The organism is Polaribacter marinus (assembly GCF_022662535.1).
GTDB lineage: Bacteria > Bacteroidota > Bacteroidia > Flavobacteriales > Flavobacteriaceae > Polaribacter > Polaribacter marinus.
Window position 1 is genome coordinate 198,956 of sequence record NZ_JAKQYM010000001.1, and the last position, 22,150, is coordinate 221,105.

The 22,150-nt window shown below is 28.7% G+C and carries 18 protein-coding genes; 10 read left to right on the forward strand and 8 right to left on the reverse strand.

Going from position 1 to position 22,150, the window contains the following annotated elements; all coding sequences use genetic code 11:
* Window positions 1-74 precede the first annotated feature (74 nt).
* On the reverse strand, window positions 75-875 hold the full coding sequence (locus MC378_RS00895) for an AraC family transcriptional regulator (RefSeq protein ID WP_242176824.1): 801 nt from the start codon (window positions 873-875) through the stop codon (window positions 75-77).
* Between the two features lie 179 nt (window positions 876-1,054).
* Between MC378_RS00895 and MC378_RS00900 the strand changes: the two genes are divergently transcribed.
* Together MC378_RS00900 and MC378_RS00905 are read left to right on the forward strand one after the other, a co-directional pair.
* On the forward strand, window positions 1,055-2,539 hold the full coding sequence (locus MC378_RS00900; RefSeq protein WP_242176825.1) for a succinate CoA transferase: 1,485 nt from the start codon (window positions 1,055-1,057) through the stop codon (window positions 2,537-2,539).
* A gap of 115 nt (window positions 2,540-2,654) precedes the next feature.
* Window positions 2,655-3,257 (forward strand): alpha-ketoglutarate-dependent dioxygenase AlkB family protein, encoded by a 603-nt coding sequence (locus tag MC378_RS00905; protein WP_242176826.1) that lies wholly within the window; start codon window positions 2,655-2,657, stop codon window positions 3,255-3,257.
* Window positions 3,258-3,259: 2 nt separating this feature from the next.
* On the opposite strand, the gene MC378_RS00910 is transcribed toward MC378_RS00905, so the two are convergent.
* From MC378_RS00910 to MC378_RS00920, 3 genes are all read right to left on the reverse strand, one after another.
* Window positions 3,260-3,967, reverse strand: a complete 708-nt coding sequence (locus MC378_RS00910) for a LytR/AlgR family response regulator transcription factor (protein WP_242176827.1) — start codon at window positions 3,965-3,967, stop codon at window positions 3,260-3,262.
* Between the two features lie 3 nt (window positions 3,968-3,970).
* Window positions 3,971-5,005 carry a sensor histidine kinase gene (locus tag MC378_RS00915; protein ID WP_242176828.1) on the reverse strand — a complete coding sequence of 345 codons (1,035 nt, stop codon included), beginning with the start codon at window positions 5,003-5,005 and terminating at the stop codon, window positions 3,971-3,973.
* A 155-nt stretch (window positions 5,006-5,160) separates the two neighbouring features.
* Window positions 5,161-6,168, reverse strand: a complete 1,008-nt coding sequence (locus MC378_RS00920) for a Kelch repeat-containing protein (protein WP_242176829.1) — start codon at window positions 6,166-6,168, stop codon at window positions 5,161-5,163.
* 249 nt (window positions 6,169-6,417) lie between these two features.
* Here MC378_RS00920 and MC378_RS00925 point away from each other — a divergent pair, with 249 nt between their 5' ends.
* From MC378_RS00925 to MC378_RS00955, 7 genes are all read left to right on the forward strand, one after another.
* Window positions 6,418-7,749: a DUF4270 family protein gene (locus tag MC378_RS00925; protein WP_242176830.1), complete on the forward strand. Its 1,332-nt coding sequence runs from the start codon at window positions 6,418-6,420 to the stop codon at window positions 7,747-7,749.
* 5 nt (window positions 7,750-7,754) lie between these two features.
* Window positions 7,755-8,999 (forward strand): BamG family beta-barrel-assembly machinery protein, encoded by a 1,245-nt coding sequence (bamG, locus tag MC378_RS00930; protein ID WP_242176831.1) that lies wholly within the window; start codon window positions 7,755-7,757, stop codon window positions 8,997-8,999.
* A 69-nt stretch (window positions 9,000-9,068) separates the two neighbouring features.
* On the forward strand, window positions 9,069-9,959 hold the full coding sequence (rluF, locus tag MC378_RS00935) for a 23S rRNA pseudouridine(2604) synthase RluF (RefSeq protein ID WP_242176832.1): 891 nt from the start codon (window positions 9,069-9,071) through the stop codon (window positions 9,957-9,959).
* Between the two features lie 191 nt (window positions 9,960-10,150).
* The gene (gene tgt, locus MC378_RS00940; RefSeq protein WP_242176833.1) at window positions 10,151-11,281 is read left to right on the forward strand and encodes a tRNA guanosine(34) transglycosylase Tgt; all 1,131 of its coding nucleotides are present in this window, start codon (window positions 10,151-10,153) and stop codon (window positions 11,279-11,281) included.
* A gap of 20 nt (window positions 11,282-11,301) precedes the next feature.
* Entirely contained in the window at window positions 11,302-12,393 is a 1,092-nt protein-coding gene (locus MC378_RS00945; protein ID WP_242176834.1) for an LptF/LptG family permease, read from the forward strand.
* Window positions 12,380-13,285 (forward strand): DMT family transporter, encoded by a 906-nt coding sequence (locus tag MC378_RS00950; RefSeq protein ID WP_242176835.1) that lies wholly within the window; start codon window positions 12,380-12,382, stop codon window positions 13,283-13,285. The genes MC378_RS00945 and MC378_RS00950 overlap by 14 nt, the downstream gene beginning before the upstream one ends.
* A 71-nt stretch (window positions 13,286-13,356) precedes the next feature.
* Window positions 13,357-14,310, forward strand: a complete 954-nt coding sequence (locus MC378_RS00955; protein ID WP_242176836.1) for an acetyl-CoA carboxylase carboxyltransferase subunit alpha — start codon at window positions 13,357-13,359, stop codon at window positions 14,308-14,310.
* A gap of 75 nt (window positions 14,311-14,385) precedes the next feature.
* On the opposite strand, the gene MC378_RS00960 is transcribed toward MC378_RS00955, so the two are convergent.
* Window positions 14,386-15,414, reverse strand: coding sequence for a TlpA family protein disulfide reductase (locus tag MC378_RS00960; protein WP_242176837.1), 1,029 nt, complete (start codon window positions 15,412-15,414; stop codon window positions 14,386-14,388).
* Window positions 15,415-15,529: 115 nt separating this feature from the next.
* On the opposite strand from MC378_RS00960, the gene hutH reads away from it, so the two are divergent.
* Window positions 15,530-17,038 (forward strand): histidine ammonia-lyase, encoded by a 1,509-nt coding sequence (gene hutH / locus MC378_RS00965; RefSeq protein WP_242176838.1) that lies wholly within the window; start codon window positions 15,530-15,532, stop codon window positions 17,036-17,038.
* Between the two features lie 68 nt (window positions 17,039-17,106).
* Here hutH and MC378_RS00970 read toward each other — a convergent pair whose 3' ends face one another.
* From MC378_RS00970 to tsaD, 3 genes are all read right to left on the reverse strand, one after another.
* A complete protein-coding gene (locus MC378_RS00970) occupies window positions 17,107-18,969 on the reverse strand; it encodes a DUF7619 domain-containing protein (RefSeq protein ID WP_242176839.1) in 1,863 nt (620 codons plus the stop codon).
* A 237-nt stretch (window positions 18,970-19,206) separates the two neighbouring features.
* Entirely contained in the window at window positions 19,207-20,928 is a 1,722-nt protein-coding gene (locus MC378_RS00975) for an LTA synthase family protein (RefSeq protein WP_242176840.1), read from the reverse strand.
* A gap of 139 nt (window positions 20,929-21,067) precedes the next feature.
* Window positions 21,068-22,093 carry a tRNA (adenosine(37)-N6)-threonylcarbamoyltransferase complex transferase subunit TsaD gene (gene tsaD / locus MC378_RS00980; protein WP_242176841.1) on the reverse strand — a complete coding sequence of 342 codons (1,026 nt, stop codon included), beginning with the start codon at window positions 22,091-22,093 and terminating at the stop codon, window positions 21,068-21,070.
* Between the last annotated feature and the right edge of the window lie 57 nt (window positions 22,094-22,150).

Genomic DNA, 22,150 nt, shown 5'->3' on the forward strand with positions numbered 1-22,150 from the left:
TGTTGATTTAGATTTTTAATATAGTTTATTATTTTTTCTTTTTAGAATTTTGAGAAGAGATGACTGTTTTTTACTTAATTATAAATTTCATTAGATTTTCTATATGCTGATGGGCGTTTACCCATAACATTACAAAAGGTATTACTAAATGTAGGCAAGCTATTATACCCTACCATATTTGCTATTTCTGAAATATTATAGTCAGAATTCATTAAATACTCTAAAGATTTAAAAATTCGTAATTGCGTATAATATTTAATAAACGACATTCCTAAATCTTTTTTAAATAATCTGTATAATGACTTATCTGTCATACTAAAATTTGAAGCTAATTTAGGTAGTAAATGCTCTCGGTGAATTTGATTTGTTAGGTAGTTGACAATATTTATCAATCTTCCATCTTTTGGATGTGGTAGCTCTAAATGTAAAGATTTTGTAATTGATTGCTCTAAAAGCGCTTTGAAAGCATAAACAATTGCGTATTTGTTTTTTTGAGACTTAGTGATATCTCCATTCCAATTTTTAATAAATAATAACAACTCTAATAATAAGTTGTTAATAGGATAAATTCCTTCTTTTTTATAAAAAGAAGATGAATTTGATGTTATAGGAAAATAGAGGTTTCTCATTATCACTTTTGATGAGCTAGGGTAAATTGCATGTTTTGTTCCAGATGGAATCCACATATAATGTCTTGCGGGTAAATAGTACATTCTGCTATTGGTTTTTACATGTACTACACCTCCTTCAGAATATAAAAATTGTCCTTTTTGATGTTTATGAGACTCAACAAATGTTTCTCCTTTTAAATCATGGTAACAGAATATACTCTGAGGATTCTTATCAACTTCGGTTAAATAATACTTACTTTTCAAAATATTTACAAGTTCATTATATTTTGCACTAAATTAATAAAATTATGTCTTTTTTCAATAAAAAGACATTAAATATCTTACATAAATTGCCGGTACTATTTATCAAAAATATAATTTAAAGAGTTATATTAATTAAAAAGAAAATTTTTTTACCCAAAAATTATAAAATATATAATAATATGAATAGAATTAAATATTCCGCATATTTAGATAAAATTCAAAAACCAGAAAAAGCAGCTTTATTAATTAAAAATCATCATGTTATAGGCGTTAGTGGTTTTACAAAAGCAGGTGATAGTAAAACAGTATTACCAAAAGTTGCAGAAAGAGCACTTCATGAAGAATTAAAAATTACCGTATTAAGCGGTGCTTCTTTAGGTTATAATACAGATGCAGATTTAGCAAAAAATGGAGCTTTATATAAAAGAATGCCTTTTCAAGCAGATCCTACTTTAAGAAAGAGTATTAATAATCATGAAGTTTTATATGTAGATCAACATTTGGGGCAAACAGCAGACATGCTTCAGCATATTGATACTTTTAAAATTGATGTAGCCATTATTGAAGCTTTAGCCATTACTAAAGAAGGTTATATTATCCCTACAACGTCTGTGGGTAATTCTCCTGTTTTTGCCGAAAAAGCAGATAAAATTATCATTGAAATTAATAGAACTTTTCCAGAAAGCCTTATTGGAATTCATGATGTTAAATTTTTGAAAAAACAACCTTATAGAGAGGTTATCTCTATTTTACAATCTGATACAAGAATAGGAGAACCTTATATTAAAATTGATCCCCAAAAAGTTGCAGCTATTGTCTTTACAGAAGTTCCGGATTGTCCTGCAGTTATTTCTGCTCCTGATGAGAAAACGACGGCAATATCAAATCATATCCTACAATTTTTAGAAAAAGAGGTTGAAGAAGGACGTTTAACAGAATCGCTTTTACCTTTGCAAGCAGGAATAGGTAAAACAGCTAACGCTATTTTATCGGGTTTTACTAATAGTAAATTTAAAGATCTTACTATGTATTCTGAAGTACTTCAAGATAGTACTTTTGAGTTGTTTGATTCTGGAAAATTATTATTTGCTTCTGCTTCTTCTATAACTATAACAGAAGAGTGTTCTAAGAGGGTGTTTGATAATTTTAAGAAATATAAAGATAAATTGATTCTAAGACCTCAAAATATTAGTAATTCTGCAGAAGTTATCAGCCGTTTAGGTGTTATTGGAATTAATACAGCTATTGAATTTGATATTTATGGTAATGTAAACTCTACACATATAGGAGGTACTAAGATGATGAATGGAATTGGTGGTTCTGGTGATTTTGCTAGAAATGGTTATCTGAGTATTTTTGCATGCCCTTCTATGTCAAAACAAGGTTGTATTTCTCATATTGTACCAATGGTTTCTCATACAGATCATACCGAGCATGATGTAGATATTTTGGTTACAGACCAAGGTTTGGCAGATATAAGAGGGTTGGCACCAGTAGAAAGGGCTAAGCTTATTATACAAAATTGTGTGCACCCAGATTATAAAGAGCAATTATTAGAATATTTTGAAGAAGCATACAAGTTAGGAGGTCATACACCACACATTCTTGAAAAAACTTTTAGTTGGCACTCACATCTTAAAACTTATGGAACTATGAGAAAGTAAGACTTTATTAATAATTAGGCTTAGAATAAAATGAAAACATACTAATCAATGGTTTGAATTTTAATTTGATATTAAAGAAAACTTGCTTTTGAGTTCTTTTTGTACATTTACTTTCATGGATTTATTTTCTACAGAAAAAATAGCAAACATTCTTCCTTTTGATGGAGTTACAAATTATCACGGACTCGTTTTAAATAAAAGGCAATGTGAATTTTACTATGAAAAATTGATGGAAACCATTTTGTTTAAAAATGATGAAGCAATTATTTTTGGTAAGAAGATTATTACCAAGAGAAAAGTAGCTTGGTATGGAACATCTGAGTTTTCTTATACCTATTCTAAAATAACAAAAAAAGCAAACTTTTTTACTAAAGAATTGATAGAACTCAAAGATATTGTTGAAAAAGAAACTGGAGAAACTTTTAATTCTTGTCTATTAAATTTATATCCATCAGGAGCCGAAGGAATGGCTTATCATTCTGATGGAGAAAAAATGTTAAAGAAAAATGGGGCAATTGCATCTTTGTCGTTAGGAGCAGAACGAAAGTTTTCTTTTAAGCATAAGAAAAACAAACAAAGAATAGATCTTATTTTAGAAAAAGGAAGTTTATTAGTTATGAAAGAGGGAACACAAACCCATTGGTTACACAGATTACCACCTACAAAAAAAGTAAATTCACCTAGAATTAATTTGACATTTAGAACGATAGAATTGTAAAGTTAATTATCAATTTTTTTAATAAAATCGTCTTTGTAATTTAAACCAATTGGAATCCATTTGTCATCTATAATAATTCTATTTCTTTGTACAGAATAAATGTGTTTTAAAGAAACAATAAAAGACTTATGTACTCTCACAAAATTTACTTTTCCTAATTTTTCTTCAAAACTTTTTAAACTGCTAAGCGTTAAAATAGGTTTGTCTTTATTTGTATAAATTTTAATATAATCTTTTAAAGACTCGATGTATTTTATGTCACATAAATTTATTTTTAAATTTTCATATTCAGATTTTACAAAAATAAATTCTTGAATTACTTCTTGATTTAGATTAGGAGTTTCTTCTTCAATTTTTAATTTCAATAAATTATGAGCTCTAGTTGCAGCTTTTAAAAATCGATGAAAAGGAATGGGTTTTACAAGATAATCGATAGCGTTTAAGTTAAACCCTTCTACAGCATAATGTGAGTATGCTGTAGTAAAAATAAACATTGGTTTTACATCTAAAGATTTAATAAAGTCAATACCAGAAAAATTAGGCATTTCTATGTCTGTAAAAATTAAATCAATTTTTTGTTCTTGTAAAATAATACTAGCCTCAAAACCGCTTGAACAAGTGCCTGCACATTCTAAAAAAGGTACTTTAGAAATAAAATCTTCTAGCAATTCTAGCGCCAAAGGTTCATCATCAATAATTATACATTTCATTGGCTATTTTTTTAACTTGATTTTTAAATTGACTTCAAAGGATTTTTTATTCTTTGTAATACCTAATGTGTGAGAATTTGGATAGAGTAAGTTTAATCTGTTTTGTATGTTTTCTAACCCAACTCCAGAGTTTTTAGTTGTTGATTTTTGTAAAGATGAAAGGTTGTAAACCTTTAAGTGTAATTCATCATTATCAATAGAAATCTTAACTCTTATATCTGTTTTTCCTTTATAATCAGTACCGTATTTAAAGGCGTTTTCTATAAATGAAATAAGCAATAAAGGCTCTATTTTATAATTTAAATCTCCATGCACATTTATTTTTACACCACTAGAATCTTTTAAGCGTAGCAACTGTAAAGAGATATAGTTTTTTATATATTCTATTTCTTTTTCTAAAGAAATAAATTCTTCATTAGCCTCATAAATCATATACCTCATAAGTTCAGAAAGTGTAACAATGGCAACTGTAGTGTCATCAGATTTTTTATTGGCTAAAGAATAAATGCTGTTTAGTGTGTTAAATAAAAAATGAGGATTTAACTGTGCTTTTAAAAAAGATAATTCAGAATTTATTTTTTGAGAAGCAATGATAGTTCTTTCTTTTTCAGACTTATACCATTCAGAAACTAACTTTACACAAGTACTTAAGGCAAAAAATAAGAGTAATAAAATGTGTGGCCTTAAATTTATGTTTCTTTTTCTGCGCCTTGGAAGATTAAGATCGAGGTTTTCATTTAAAAAATGGGGTTTTGTAGAAAACGTTAAAGATGGCTCTACAACAAAAATGATAAAGAGAATTAATACCAGTGAAATGATAATGTATAAAACGATTTTTTTATTGAGTAAAAATTTGGGAATTAAAACCAAATAATTTAAATAAAAAACGGTAATAAAAGTAAAGTTTAAAAAGTAAAATTCATTTGGTATTCTACTAAATCTTGAATACGATTGTATAGCTGTAATTGCTAAAAAGAAAATCCATATAAGACTATGAACAATTATTGTTGTGTTTGATTTCTTTAAAATAGTATTCAATTTATTGATTATTTAATAATTGCGAAATTAGTGGGAAAGATTCTTAAAAGACTCACAACAAACTGTTGTTTTTTTCATAAAAAAAAGTTTAAAAATTGAGCTACTTAGAATTAGCGGCTCAATTTTTAAACTTAAATTTTGATATTTAAGAAAGTTTAGTCATCCTCATTTTCCAACTCATTTGGTCTAAATTCCCAAACATCATCAAAATAATAACTTCCACTTCTTCCCATCAATACATAAGCTTTAGAATCAAAAGTAAAAGCACTTGCATTTTGTCTAGCAGAACCTTCAAAATCAGGAAGCTCTTCCCAAGTATCTGTACTAGGGTCGTATTCCCAAGTTTCTGTTGTTATAGATCCAGAAATACCTGTAGTTACATATCCTTTTCCGTTAAGTGTAAAAGCAGTTCCGCTACTTAAAAGAATTTCGTAATCGTAATCATCATCTTCGTCATCATCTAAATCCGTTAACCTTGTCCAGTTAGTTCCATCAAAAGAATAAAAATCTTCTTCGTATGCTCCATTGTGAATTCCTAAACCAATATATGCAACTTCGTTAATCACAAAAACAGAAGCATCTTGCCTTTTTTGTCCACCAAACCCTAGCGATTGTTCCCAAGAATCTGTAGCAACATTGTATTTCCAAAAGTCTTTTTGCTCACTTCCATCATATCCTGTACCAATATATCCATCTCCTGAAATAGAAAAACCAATAGCTCCATATCTAGCTGTACCAGCAAAGTCTGCTTTTTGTGTCCAAGTATCTGTACTAGGATCGTATTCCCAAAAATCATTAAGTTCGTTGTTTCCATCGTAACCTGTTCCCAAATAACCTTTCCCGTTAATAGAAAAACCTACAGCACCACTTCTTCCTACTCCAGGAAAATCTGCTTTTTTAGTCCAATAATCTCCTTCAGAATTGTATTCCCAGGTGTCTGTTAAATAATCATCACCATCATAACCTGTTACCAAGTATCCTTTTGTACCAATTGTAAAACTGATAGAGTTTGATCTAGAGTTTCCATCAAAAGTAGAACTTTCTACCCAATTTCCGTATTCATCATCATCATCATCATCACTACTACAACTTATAATAGATAAAGACATTAATGTAATTAAAAATAGAAATTTACCTTTTTGTGTCAAATTTGTTTTTCTCATTAGATTTAATTTATTCATTTGCTTAATTAGTGAACAAATCTAGAGGCTATTAAATTGATAAAAAGTATGAAATAGACAAACAAGTAGATTTTATAGATAATCATGTAAAGCAAATGTTAATTTTCTTAAAAGGTGTTAATTAATGGGTTTAGAGATGTTTTTATGAGATAAGTCTATTGAAAAGTATTGTTTATATATTTTGTGATTTTTTGTGATAACTAGCCTAATACTTTTGCTTTAAAAAGTAAAATGAGGTATTTTATTATAAGTATTTTTAGTATTGTTTTGTTTGTTTCTTGCACTTCTGATGAAACATTAAGTTACAAAGTTGGAAGCGATTTTATAGAAACAGATATACAAGTAAGATTGATTGATACATTTTCTATAAAAGCAGGAACCTATAAATTAGATTCTTTACCAACGTCAAATACAAGTCGTATTTTATTAGGAAGTTTGTTTGATAATTATTTTGGGCATTTAACAGCAAAATCATACCTTCAATTATCTCCTAGTTCTTTATCAATAGACGCTGAAGCGGTTTACGATTCTATTGGGATGATTTTAAATTACGATAATTATTATTATTATTATTATTATGGAGATACTACAAAAATACAGTCGTATAACATATATAGAGTTACGCAAACAATAGAACCAGAAGAAGGAACTACTTTTTATAATACGTCTACATTACATTACGATCCTGCTTCTTTGGGTGAGCTAAGTTTTACTCCAAAACCGAATAAAAGTACAGATTCATTATATATACCAATGAAGGTTGAATTAGGAGAAGAAATATTTAATAAAATTGTAGATAATGATATCAATACCATCGATGATTTTCTTCAATACTTTAAAGGGATAGCTATTGTTCCAGACACAACTTTAGATAGTCATGTTTTAGGGTTTAATATTTCTACAATAGAAAGCACAGCTCGTAATTCTAAAGTAAGATTGTATTATACTGTAAATGATGATGATGATAATGAAAATAACAGTTATTATGTAGATTTTGTACTTTCTGATGCAACCAAACAATTTAATGAAATTCGTTCAGATTTATCATCTACCATATTAGACAGTTTTGAAGATGTAGAAGATATCAAGCTAAGTACTAGTACAGATAATTTAATTTTTGCTCAAGGGGGTACGGGAATTTCTTCTCGAATAGAAATTCCATCAATAAAAAAACTCTCAGAAATTTCAAATACAAGTTCTGTTTTAAGTGCAGAATTAACGTTTAAACCTCTAAATGGTAGTTATAGTAATAGCAATTCCTTAGATGAAACATTGCTTGTTTATGTAGTAGATCATAAAAATAGAGTTATTAAAGAACTTGTAGATATAGATGGTAATGTGGTAAATGCAGTTTTAAATCAAGATGGTAGTGAGTTTAATTCTAATACCTATTACAGTATAAATCTAAGTGGTTATGTTGAAGAGATTTTACAGTCAGAATACGATTTAAATTATGCACTTATGATTCAGTTTACAAACTATAGTAGCATTGTTAAAAATTTAGTGATCGATAACGATGCAAATAATCAAATAAAATTAGCAGTAAAATATTTAAATTATTAAAGAAGATGTTAAAGAGAAATTTATTACTACTGTTAATCAGTACAACAGGTATTTTATATTCACAAAACAATACTAATACACCTTATTCTTTGTTTGGCCTAGGTGTAGAAAATAAAACGGCAACGGGTGGCTTAACGGGATTAGGGAATACAGGTATCGCTCAGAAAAATATGTTTGAAATAAATATTATTAATCCAGCAAATTTAGGAAATATAGTACAAAACTCATTTTTATATGAATTTGGATTAAATGGAACATATTCTGTGTTAAAAACAAATAGTTTGAGTGAAACCAGTAGTAATGGTAATTTTTCTCATTTGGCCATTGCTTTTCCTATCAAACAAAATTGGGGAGTGGGAATAGGGCTTTTGCCTTATACAAAAACAGGATACAATGTAGATATAGAAAATCCAATAGAAGGATCTGTAGATACCTACATTACTAGAATAACAGGTTCTGGTGGGTTAAATAAATTTTATATTTCTACAGGAATGAAACTTCTTAAAAATCTTTCTTTCGGGGTTGACTTCTCTTTTCTTTTTGGTGCAATAAATCAAGAAAAACAATTATTTACCGATTCTTTTGTCTCTATTAGCGATCAAAATAATTATGGAGGTGTTAAACTAAAAACAGGTTTTCAATATACCATGCCTAAAATAAAAGGAATAGAAACTACCATTGGAGGTACTTTAGAATTGCCGACAAAACTTACTGGTACGCAAACAAGAACATCCTACAAAACTTCTTCTGGAGGGAACTCTATAGGAATAGAAAATGAAGTAGAAAGTGAATTAGATAACTTTGAACTTCCTTTTTCATATGGGTTAGGAATCACTTCTGTATTAAACAAAAACTTTACTTCTAGTTTCGATTATAAAAAGTTGCTTTGGAGTGATACAAATCAAAAATTAAATAATGAACGTTATACAAACCAATCTGTATATGCCTTTGGTTTAGAATATAAATCTTCTAAAAATAAACCCAATTATTGGAATAATGTAAAATATAGATTTGGAGCAAACTGCAATTCAGGTTTCTTAAAAATTTCAGACACACAAATAGACAGTTATTTTCTTTCTGTAGGTTTAGGCTTACCATTAGGAAAACTTAATAAAGGAAATTTAAATATTTCTTATTCTTATGGGAAAGAAGGATCTATAAATAATAAACTAATTGAAGAAAATTTTCATAAAGTTACTTTAAACTTAAACTTTGTAGGTAGGTGGTTCGAAAAAAGAAGAATCAACTAAAAATAAATTCAACTTTTTGCCCCGGTAAATTGTAATGTAATCTGTATTTTTGCTAAAAATAGTTCTCTTTTGGAAAATACAAATCAACAGTCTATAAATCTAAATAAGTATATAAGTTCTTCAGGAATTTGTTCTCGTAGAGAAGCCGAAAAATTTATAAATGAAGGCAGAGTTACAATTAACGGAAAACCAACTCAATTAGGAAATAGGGTAGGCAAAAAAGATGTTGTAAAATTAGACGGTAGACTTGTACAACCTAAAAACGTAACCTTATATATTGCATTAAATAAACCTGTTGGAATTGTTTCTACAACAGACGATAGAGAACCTAATAATATTGTAAAACATATAAATTATCCAGAAAGATTATTTCCTATTGGGCGTTTAGACAAACCCTCTGAAGGCTTAATTTTCTTAACAAATGATGGAGATATTGTCAATAAAATTTTAAGAGCAGGAAATAACCATGAAAAAGAATATTTTGTTTCTGTAAATAAATCGATTACACAAGATTTTATAGATAAAATGGGAGGCGGAATCCCTATTTTAGGTACTATAACTAAAAAATGTAAAGTAGAAAAAATAAGCGATAAAATCTTTAAAATTATTCTAACCCAAGGTTTAAATAGACAAATTCGTAGAATGTGCGAATACTTAGATTACGAAGTTACTAAGTTAAAGCGCACAAGAATTATGAATGTAGAATTAGGTTACCTGCAAACGGGAGATTGGAGAGAACTTACAGACGATGAAATGAAAGAAATTAATAAAATGATTTCATCATCATCTAAAACAGAAGAAGCCTCTAAAATTAAAGAAAAGCCCAAAAAGCAAGTTGCTAAGAAGAAAATAGCTCCTGCTAAAAATAACTTTAATAAAAAGAGTGCTTCGTTTAGAAAATCCTCTTCAAAATCTAAAAAAAATAACGCAAGTTTTTCATCTAAAAAGAAACGCTGGTAATTATTTAGGGCGTTACCTTTCAGGTCAGGCTTTTCGTTGTAATCTTTATTTATTTTCAAAAAAATAAAAAAGGATTTCCACTGCAATCCTTAACACATATTTTTGCCAACAAAAAAAATAAACTATTTTTTGGTTTTATATAACAGTTCATTTTATTTTTCAATTCTTAAATAATAGTATCTTTGCCACCAATGAAATTCGACTTAAAAATAACCGACGCCAAAAGCAAAGCTAGAGCAGGAGTAATAACTACTGATCACGGAACAATAGAAACACCAATTTTTATGCCTGTGGGTACTGTAGGAACTGTAAAAGGAGTTCATCAAACAGAATTAAAAAACGAAATTAATCCTGATATTATTTTAGGAAACACATATCACTTATACTTACGTCCTGGTTTAGATATTTTAGAAAAAGCTGGAGGGCTTCACAAATTTATGAATTGGGATAGAAATATCTTAACAGATTCTGGAGGTTACCAAGTATATTCTTTATCAGGAAGAAGAAAAATTAACGAAGAAGGAGTAAAGTTTAAAAGTCATATAGATGGTTCTATGCACTTTTTTACGCCAGAAAACGTAATGGAAACCCAACGTATTATCGGAGCAGATATTATTATGGCTTTTGATGAATGTACCCCTTATCCTTGTGATTATAATTATGCAAAACGTTCTATGCATATGACACATAGGTGGTTAAGTCGTTGTATTAGTCATTTAGAAAAGGTGCCATTTAAATACGGTTTTGAGCAGACTTTTATGCCAATTGTACAAGGAAGTACTTATAAAGATTTGCGTCAACAATCTGCAGAATATATTGCAAATTCAGGACAACAAGCAAATGCAATTGGAGGTCTTTCTGTTGGTGAGCCTGCAGAAGAAATGTATGCAATGACAGAAGTTGTTACAGAAATTTTACCTGAAGATAAACCTCGTTATTTAATGGGAGTGGGTACACCTATAAATATTTTAGAAAACATAGCATTAGGAATTGATATGTTTGATTGTGTAATGCCTACAAGAAATGCAAGAAATGGAATGTTGTTTACTGCCCATGGAACAATAAATATTAAAAATAAAAAGTGGGAAGATGATTTTTCTCCAATAGATGAAATGGGTATTACTTGGGTAGATACAATGTATTCTAAGGCATATTTACGTCATTTATTTGCAGCAAAAGAAATGTTAGGAAAACAAATAGCATCAATTCATAATTTAGGTTTTTATGTTTGGCTAACTCGTGAAGCAAGAAAACATATTTTGGCTGGAGATTTTAGAGAATGGAAAGATCAAATGGTAAAACAAATGGATAACCGTTTGTAAAATAGATTTAAAAGAAGCTTTTGAAAATTATAGATTGGTACATATTAAAACGTTTTTTGGTAACATTTATGTTTACCTTATTAATCTTGATACCTATTGCTATAGCTATAGATATTTCAGAAAAAATAGATAATTTTCTGGAACATGTTAATTTAAGTGTCTATGAAATTATAGACCAATATTATATCAATTTTACGATTTATTACACAAATACTTTTATGCCTCTGGCATTATTTATTGCTGTAATTTTATTTACGTCTAAACTTTCTAGTAATACAGAAATTATAGCTATAACAAATGCAAAAATTTCATTTACACGTTTTTTATACCCTTATTTTATAGGAGCAACTATAGTTACTGTTATTTCTTTAATGATGAATCATTTTGTGGTTCCTAGTAGTAGCAAAGAAAGAAAGAAATTTGAAAAAGAATATATTAAAAATAAAACACAAAAAAATCAGTTAAAATTTGTCACTAATTTTAGTCTACAATTAACAGATAGTACCTATATTTATATTCGTAGTTTTAATACAGAAAGCAACTCTGGTTACGATTTTACTTCAGAGGTTTACGATGGGTTAAAATTAAAATCAAAATTATCTGCAGATAACATAAGATACAATTCTAAAGATTCTGTTTTTACTCTAAGAAATTGGAGGAAAAGACAAATTTATAGAGACCGAGATAGTATTTTTTATGGTAGTAAAATAGATACCGTATTTAATTTTACAGCAAAAGATTTAATTTATCAGTCTGCATTAGCTCAAGAAATGCCATCTGATGAATTAATAAAGTTTATAGATATTTCTAAAAAACGAGGTATTAAAAATTTAAATGCATATTTGGTAGAGCTTCATAAAAGAACAAGTTTACCAATAGCATCTTACATACTTACTATTATTGCTGTTGCATTGTCCTTTAGAAAAAAGAGAGGTGGAACAGGATTTAATTTGGCAATAGGTGTCGGTGTAATGTTTGTATATGTTTTTTTAATGAAAATAGCGGAAGTTCTTGGTGCTGTTGCTGGGGTAAATTCTTTTTTTTATGTCTGGATACCCAATATTATTTTTGGAGCTTTAGCAATTTATTTGTACTTAAATGCTAGGAAATAGATTTAAAAATTATTTACTACTTCACTTCATTGTTTTTATCTGGGGATTTACAGCTATTTTAGGCAAATTAATTACTATTGATGCAATTCCGTTGGTCTTCTTTAGAATGTCCTTGTCAGTCATTTTTATTGCAATCTATTTTCTATTAAAAAAGAAAAGTTTTTATCTTGATAAAAGAGGTCTTTTTAAATTTTTATTTACAGGGATAATAATTGCTATGCATTGGATATTTTTCTTCAAAGCTATTAAAGTATCAAATGTTTCAGTGGCTTTAGTAACTATGAGTACTGGTGCTTTTTTTACTTCATTAATAGAACCTCTTTTTTTTAAAAGGAAAATAAAATCAGTAGAAATATTTTTAGGGCTACTTGTTATTGTTGGTTTGTACATCATTTTTAATTTTGAAAGTCAATATAAGTTAGGTATATTTTATGCGTTAATATCTTCGTTTTTAGGCTCTTTATTTGCTGTTTTAAATGGACTTTTTATTAAAAAATATAAAGCAAGCACTATTTCTATTTATCAACTTTTTTTTGGGGCACTTTTTATTACGATTTACCTTTTGTTTACAAAAGGATTTTCTGTTTCACTTTTTATACTGCCTAAATCAGATTGGATTTACTTACTTATTTTAAGTAGTTTTTGTACTGCTTATGCATTTATTGCTTCTGTAAAAGTGATGAAATACTTATCACCTTATACAGTAATGCTTACTGTTAATTTAGAGCCCGTATATGCTATAATTTTGGCATTATTTGTTTTTGGGGAAACAGAAAAAATGAATCCTGAGTTTTATTTAGGAGCTTTTATTGTTTTATTTGTTGTTCTATTAAACGGAGTTTTAAAGAATAAATCGTTTTTAAAAAAGAAAATTAAACAAAAAAACTGTTAGTAAAAAGTCGTTACTTTTTGCTAAAAAAATTAAATTTTATAGTATGTTTGTCTCTACAAACAACTACAGAAATGGAATATTTAGATTTTGAAATGCCCATTAAAGAACTTCAAGACCAGCTTGAAAAATGTGAAATTATTGGGGAAGAAAGCGAAGTAGATGTTACTGCTACGTGCAAAAAAATTGAAAAAAAATTAGACAAAGCTAGAAAAGATATTTATAAAAATTTAACTCCTTGGCAAAGAGTTCAATTATCTAGACATCCAAACAGACCTTATACTTTAGATTATATTAGAGCTATTTGTGGAGATACTTTTATGGAGCTTCACGGAGATAGAAATGTAAAAGATGATAAGGCGATGATTGGTGGTTTGGGTAAAATAGGAGATCAATCTTTTATGTTTATTGGTCAACAAAAAGGATACAATACCAAAACTCGTCAGTATAGAAATTTTGGAATGGCAAATCCTGAAGGCTATAGAAAAGCTTTACGTTTAATGAAAATGGCAGAAAAATTTAGAATTCCTGTGGTTACTTTATTAGATACTCCTGGTGCATATCCAGGTTTAGAAGCAGAAGAACGTGGACAAGGTGAAGCAATTGCTAGAAATATTCTTGAAATGACACGTTTAAAAACACCTATTATAACAATTGTAATTGGTGAAGGAGCTTCGGGAGGAGCATTAGGAATTGGAGTAGGAGACAGAGTATATATGATGGAAAATACATGGTATACTGTAATTTCTCCAGAATCTTGTTCTTCTATTTTATGGAGAAGTTGGGAGTTTAAGGAACAAGCAGCAGCTGCATTAAAGTTAACCGGAGCAGATATGAAAAGGTTAAAATTAATAGATGGTATTATACAAGAACCAGTTGGGGGGGCTCATTCAGACAGAGAAGGGGCTTTTAAAGCTGTTAAAGAACAAATTATTACTGCTTTTGATGAATTAAAAGATTTAAATGATACTGATTTAGTATCTGAAAGAATGGATAAATATGCTAATATGGGAGTTTACAAAGAGTAAATTTTTTAATTTAATGGTATAAAAAAAGCGAAATTCAAATTTGAATTTCGCTTTTTTTTTGCTAATGTTTAAGTATTAAAGACCTAAAGATGTAAATAATGTTTTTAAACCTGGGTCAGAAGGTCTTGGTGCATTGGCCTCTACAATATTTCCTTTTGGATCAATTAAAATAAACCTTGGTATTGCATTTATTTGATAAGCTTGTTGAAAAGAATAATCTTGTCCAGCCCAAAGTTGAACACCACTCATTTGTTTGGCTTTTACAAAAGCTCTCCATTTTTTTTCTGCAGCCTCCCAAGAACCACCACTTCTAGTACTTTCATCCGTAGAAATGCTTACAAACTCAATATTTTTATTATGATATTCTTTCTCTAAATTTTGTAGAAAAGGTATTTGTTGAATACATGGTCCACACCAAGTTGCCCAAACATCGATATAAACATATTTCCCTTTAAATGAATCTAACGATTTTTTACCTCCTTTAATGTCTATATAATTCTCAAATACTGGTGAAGGTTTCCCTTTTCCCATTTTAAGATTATTTTTATATGTAGTTTGTAAATATGAAACCAATCTATCTGTTTGTTGATTTGCTATTGAAGCTAAAGAACTATCAATGTTTTTATAAGAAGTTAATAAACTATCATACTCATTTTTTATCTCAGTAACTTTTTTATCAAAGGCTTCTTTATCTAGATTTAAAATAAGTTGAGGATTTCCTATGTTTTTACTTTTTAATATTTGAGCAATTATAAAATTACTATTAGAAGAACCTTCACCTGTAAATTTAAAACTATCCATAAATTTATCTGCATCACCAGTTAAATTGATATCAAAACCATTTTTTAAATAGATAGGTGCTCTTTTAGAAGCTGAGGTCATAAAAGTATAAATATCACTTTTTTCAACCTTTAAAGTATCGCTAAAAACTCCTGTAGAGTCAACCGATATCTTTTTAATAATGCCTTTTGCTCCTGCAATAGTTATTATAGAATCTTTATTGTTTTCCAATTTACCAGAAAGTGATAAATAATTTTTAGAATGTTCTTTTGTACAAGAAGCTACAATTAATAGTGTAAAAAGTATTAAGCTTAATTTTTTCATTATTATAATTTTGATTTAAAGCTGCAAATATAGAACATATAATATAGAAAAATAGTTAAAATCACTTGCATATGCTACATTGAATTTGCACTTTTGAAAAATAATCAATCAACTTATGAGTTCATTTCATTACATAGATTCCATTCCTTTAGATTTATCTAAAATTCAAGAAATAATTTCAACAGATATTAAATTAGCTTTATCAGATTCTGCTATTCAAAAAATAGAAAAATGTAGAGCTTATTTAGATGAAAAAATGAAATCGATTTCGAAACCTATATATGGTATTAATACTGGGTTTGGTGCCCTGTACAATGTGAAGATAAAGGGAGAGAATTTACAAAAACTACAAGAAAACTTAGTAATGAGTCATGCTTGTGGTACAGGAAGTGAAGTGCCTATTGAAATTGTAAAATTGATGATTTTATTTAAAATTCAAGCATTGAGTTTTGGGCATTCTGGAGTGCAATTAGCAACTGTAAAAAGATTAATAGATTTCTATAATAATGATATTATTCCTGTTGTTTATACGCAAGGTTCTTTAGGGGCATCTGGAGATTTATCACCTTTAGCTCATTTGTCTTTACCTTTAATTGGTTTAGGAGAAGTGTATTTTAAAGGAGAAAAAATAAGTGGAGAAAAATTATTAGAAACTTTTGCTTGGGATAAAATAAACTTACAATCTAAAGAAGGTTTGGCCTTGTTAAATGGAACACAGTTTATGTCTGCTTATGGAATTTACAACTTATTAAAAGCTCATAAGCTTTCTTATTTAGCAGATTTAATTGGAACAATTTCACTAGAAGGTTTTGATGGAAGAATTGAGCCTTTTAACGAGTTAATTCATTTTGCAAGACCTCATAATGGGCAAATAAAAACAGCACAAAGAATTCAGAATTTTTTAGAAGAGAGCGAGTTGATTTGTCAAGAAAAACAACACGTACAAGACCCGTACTCTTTTAGATGTATGCCACAAGTACATGGCGCAACTAAAGATACTATCCGTTTTGTAACTAAGACATTTTTAACAGAAATTAATTCGGTAACAGACAATCCAAATATTTTTGTAGATGAAGACGAAATTATTTCTGGAGGAAATTTTCACGGTCAACCTTTGGCTTTGGGGTTAGATTTTTTAGCAATTGCATTGTCAGAGTTAGGAAATATATCAGAGAGAAGAACGTATCAATTAGTTTCTGGTCATAGACATTTGCCGCCATTTTTGGTTTCAAATCCAGGATTAAATTCTGGATTTATGATTCCACAATATACAGCCGCAAGTATTGTAAGTCAGAATAAACAATATGCTACACCAGCAAGTGTAGATTCTATAGAGTCTAGTAATGGGCAAGAAGATCATGTTTCTATGGGAGCAAATGCTGCTACAAAATGTAAAAAGATTGTAGATAATTTACAGACTATTTTAGCAATAGAGTTATTTACAGCATCACAAGCATTAAGTTTTGGAAATGGGAAAACTTCCCCTTTTTTAGAGTCTATTCTTAAAATGTTTAGGCAAGAAGTTTGTATTGTAGAAGAAGATAGAGTTATGCATAATGATATTATGAAAGCATCTGAGTTTATTACTTCTTTACAAATTGACTCTTGGGAATTGTTTGAATAAATAAAAGTCATTATATAAAAATTTACATAATGACTTTTTGACTTCCTCTTTTTATTTGGTGGTGATAATTAATTTATTTGCTGTTTGATATAAACTTTTTTAGTAAAAGTACTTCCTTCTGGTGTTATGGTTTTAAGGACGTATAATCCATTCGATAAATTAGAAATGTCTAAATGATTTTTACCAGAATTAATTTTTCCTTTCTTAATTAATTGACCATTTAGGTTAAAAAAGGAATATTTTCCGGACAGAATTGAAGTTATATTTAATTTATGACTTGCAGGATTTGGGTAAATATTAAGGTTAGTATCAATTTCATTTTCAAGAATAGACAATGTGTTATTTATTTGAGTAGTTGCTGTATTGGTAATAATTGGTAAATTATAATCAAAGTAAATTTTAGCAATATTTGAAATAACATCTCCTACATTAAAGGTGCTTTTTGGTTTTATTTTGTAATATACCCATCCATGACTTCCAGGTTCATCACTTGTACTGTCTGCTAGGTTAATACCATTAAAAACAAAATCTACTTCACTTCCATTATTTATAATAGTGTTGTAATTATGACTAGCAGCAATAGGCTGAAAAGTTGTCCAATCTAGAAATGCATCAAGTGAGTTTTTTACTGTAATATTAATTGCAGAAGCAGTTCCCGTATTTTGAAAACGGATTAAAACATTTAAATATTCAGTTGCTTGACTTGCGGAAAGCAAAGGGCCTTCTAAAATTGTGATGTCATTTGGATCATATGATCCAATAGTTATTTGGTTAAATGTATATGTATTGTTTGTAGGTGTATAATCACCAGTAATAGGATTAACTGAAACGGTATAACTTAAAACATCACCATTATTAACTGTTGGTGGGGTAAATATATTAAAGTGTACATCTATATATCTTGTTTCTAAAGGTAATAAGTTAGAGTAATTCCAACTTAATGATGTTGGATTTGTAAGGTCTGGAGAGATAGATGCATTTAAAAAAGTAACTAACGTGTTATCAAAACTTAAATCTACACTTCCACTTAAAGTAGTTGTTCCTAAATTTGTATATCTTAATTGGTAGGATGTATTAAAACCTGGTCTTGCCTGTGTAGTAGGAATTATTGACACATTAAGATCGTTTGCAACTGTATTTGGAGAAATACAAAAATTTTGATTTGCTAAATTGTTAATTCCAGAGCTAATATTGTTTGTGTAATTTGCAGGAGTTGAGCTGTAAAGAGCTTGATTTGTTTGTGTTACAAAATTCCCGGTAATATTTTGTGTTTCAATAATATAGTTGCCATTAACATCCGTAAATATATTATAACTTGTGTTTGAGTTTGTTTCATTTAATTGAATTGGAAAATTAGAAACAGTTGTAGTTGATGTAGCGCAACCATCATTATTAATATCTAATGTTACCTTTCCACTAAAAGTATTTTGAATAATTTCTTCAAAACCAACATTATCTAAAACAAATTCTGCATTTTGCTGTTGTTGACCAACAAATTCTAAATAATATGTTCCGCTTGTAGGAACAGTAAAATTATCGGAATAACACATATCTAAATAACCTATATTACAATTAGATAATCCTACCACTGCTGCGTTATTACCATTTATATCTTTTAAAGCTATATTTGAAAATCCTCCAAGTGGAGTTTCTCCCATCATTGGATCGAATTGAACATTTCTATAATCGCCATGAAGTTTGTAAGTTTTATTTGCGTCTAGATTAAATTGTGGAGATGTAAGAACAAAGTCTTCTGTATAAATTCCAGAAACATTAATGTGTAGTTCTCCTCCGCCACTAATTGTAGTGTTATCGCCAACAATACTCCAACCCGAAGTATCTGTATTAAAACCTCCATTAGGAATTAATATGGTTTGTGATTGAGCTAAACTTATAAAAAATATAGTAAATAATAGTAATCCTTTTTTCATATGTATTCTTTTTAAATATGATTATTTTTTTAAAATGCTAATACAGTTTAAAAGTACTATTTTGTTGTCGTTATTTTTTACGCAAACTAAATATCTATCAATTTCATTTGATGAAAGAGTATTCTGATAAGATAAAGCAAAAAGGATACTTAATAAAAAAACAAGAAAGTAGTAATCCTTCTTAAAGCGGTATATAATTACTGAAGTATTTTTAGGATAATAAATAAGTGGAAATGACTATTTTCTATCCAAAAAATCTTGAAAGGCATTTTGGGAGATGGCCTTTCCTAAAGAATCTAATTTATCAGCTTCTGAACCTGTTTTTAGAATAGGTTTTTTACTTACAAAATCGTACACAAAAAGGCCGTTTTTTGTAAGTGTACCAAAGCCTTTATTAAAGATATAGTGAGTATATTGTTTCTCAGAATTATTAAAAATATTTTTACTATAAATAAAATCTGAATTGTCTCCTTTTAATAAATCTAATAAAGTATAAGAAAAATCAACTTGACTAGCAATTGTATTGATTTCTATTCCTTTTTTTTGTAATGCACCTCCTAACCATAACATAGGTATTTTAAATTTTTTAGGAGAATTAAATTCACCTTTATGTTTTGGGTATCTATGTCCGTGATCAGCCATGATTACAATAAGTGTGTTTTTGTACCAAGATTGTTGTTTTGCAAAATCGATAAATTTTCCAATAACCTTATCTGTATAAGCATGAGCACTTCTAAATTTATTTTCTTCGGTGTCTTTTCCAAATTTATAAGTTCCTTGAATTTCAAAGGGTTCATGACTCGTTAATGTAAGTGCTATTTTAAAAAAAGGTTCAGGTTGTTTGGTTGATAAATCATCTTCAAAGCGTTTCATGAAAATATGATCATGAGCTCCCCATTTAGAATTCCAATCTTTTTTGTCAAAATCATTTCCATCAACAAAATCGGTAATTCCACCATTTCTTAAATAAGTATTCATATTACCGAAATTTAAATCTCCTCCATAATAAAACGAAGTTTTGTATCCTAAGTCTATCATTTTTTTAGATAACATTGGTAGGCTTCTTGTTTTATTAGGCATTTTCATTATACTAGTACTTGGTTGAGGGTAATAACCACTTAAAATTGCAGGTATACCTTTATCTGTTCTTTCTCCATTTCCATAAAAATTGGTAAATAAAATTCCTTCTTTAGACAACCTGTTTAAGTTTTCTGTAACGCTAGGTTCACCGCCTAAAGAACCAACTACTTTAGCGGTTAAACTTTCCCAAATAATTAATATAACATTTGGTTTTGTTGTATTTAAAACACTATCAGTATCTGAAACTAAAAGTTGATTTCTTCTTTTATTAATAATCTTTTGAGCAATGTCGTTATCAAACGATTTATAAGTGTTTTTACCATTAAACTTATGGGTTAATGCATTAAAAAAATTCCAAACAAAATTAATTGAAGCGTGATTGGCAAACATTTTATTGGAAAAATAAACATTACTTTGATTTACAGGAATTGTTTGTAAGCCTCCTCTTACAGGTATGATTAGTAAGGCCGTAATTAATAAAAAAATAGGAGCTTGTAGCCAATTTCCTTTTTCTATTTTATGAATTTTGTTACTAATTACTCTATGAAATATTTTAATAAAAATATAAGACGATACTAGCCAAAATAGAGTTCCAGAAATAAGCTGATAAGTAGAGGTTGAGGCTATCATAACTTCTGGTGTATTTAGATATGTAAGTATGGTTGCATCTAAACGAACTCCCCAAGATTGGTATAAGCCTGCATCAATTATAAGTAATAAATTGATAAAAAGCAGTATAAGATAAGAGTACCATTTTATACTATTTTCAATGATTTTAGAATTGCTGAAAACTGAAAAAATTAGTAATAAAAAAGGAATAAAACTTAAATAAGCAGCAAAAGAACTGTCTAAACGTAACCCATAAAAAAAAGTTTTCAAAGTAGTCGTTAAACCTAAATTTTGAGTTTTATCAAAATAAAAAAGAAGAAAAAAAAGGCGAGCAAAAATAAAATAAGCCACCCATAATAAATAATATGAAATATAAAATGATAATCTGTTTTTTAGAGTTTTCATAAATTTATTCTGTTACTTTTAATCTTGCTTTTGCGGTTACAGAAACATTAGAATATTTTTTGTTTAAATATTTTAAATAACCAGTAATAGCAATCATGGCAGCATTGTCTGTAGTGTATTCAAATTTAGGGATATAGGTTGTCCAACCAAAATGTTTTTCGGCTAATTGCAATCTATTTCTAATTTCTGAATTAGCAGAAACTCCTCCAGCAATAGCAATGTGTTTAATTCCCGTTTGTTTAACAGCATTCTTTAATTTTTCCATTAAAATTTCAACAATAGTATATTGAATTGAAGCGCAAAGATCATTTAAATTTTCTTCGATAAATTGAGGGTTAATTCTTTGTTGCTTCTGAATAAAATAAAGAATCCCAGTTTTCAATCCACTAAAACTAAAGTCCAAGTCTCCTACTTTAGGCTTTGTAAATTTAAATGCTTTTGGATTTCCTAATTTTGCATGTTTATCAATTAATGGCCCACCAGGGTAAGGTAATCCAAGAATTTTAGCAGATTTATCAAATGCCTCTCCAACAGCATCATCAATTGTTTCACCTAAAATTTCCATTTCAAAATGATTAGAAATTTTTACAATCTGTGTATGACCACCACTTATCGTTAAACAAATAAAAGGAAATGGAGGGATTTTATTACCTTCTTCATTTATAAAATGAGCTAATATATGCGCTTGCATGTGGTTAACATCAATCAATGGTATTTCTAAGCCTAAAGCTAAAGATTTAGCAAAAGATGTACCCACTAATAATGATCCCATTAAACCAGGCCCACGCGTAAAAGCAATTGCAGACAAATCTTCTTTTTTAACATTAGCTTGTTCTAAGGCTTGTTGTACAACGGGTACTATGTTTAGCTGGTGCGCTCTTGATGCAAGTTCTGGAACAACTCCACCATATTTAGAATGTACATCTTGGTTTGCAACAACATTACTTAACACTTTGGCATCACAAATAACTGAAGCACTTGTATCGTCACAAGAAGATTCTATTCCTAAAATATAAACAGGTTTTTCCATCAAAAGAAAGTTAATTTCTTGCAAAATTAAGTATATTTTTATGTTGAGGGAACTTTT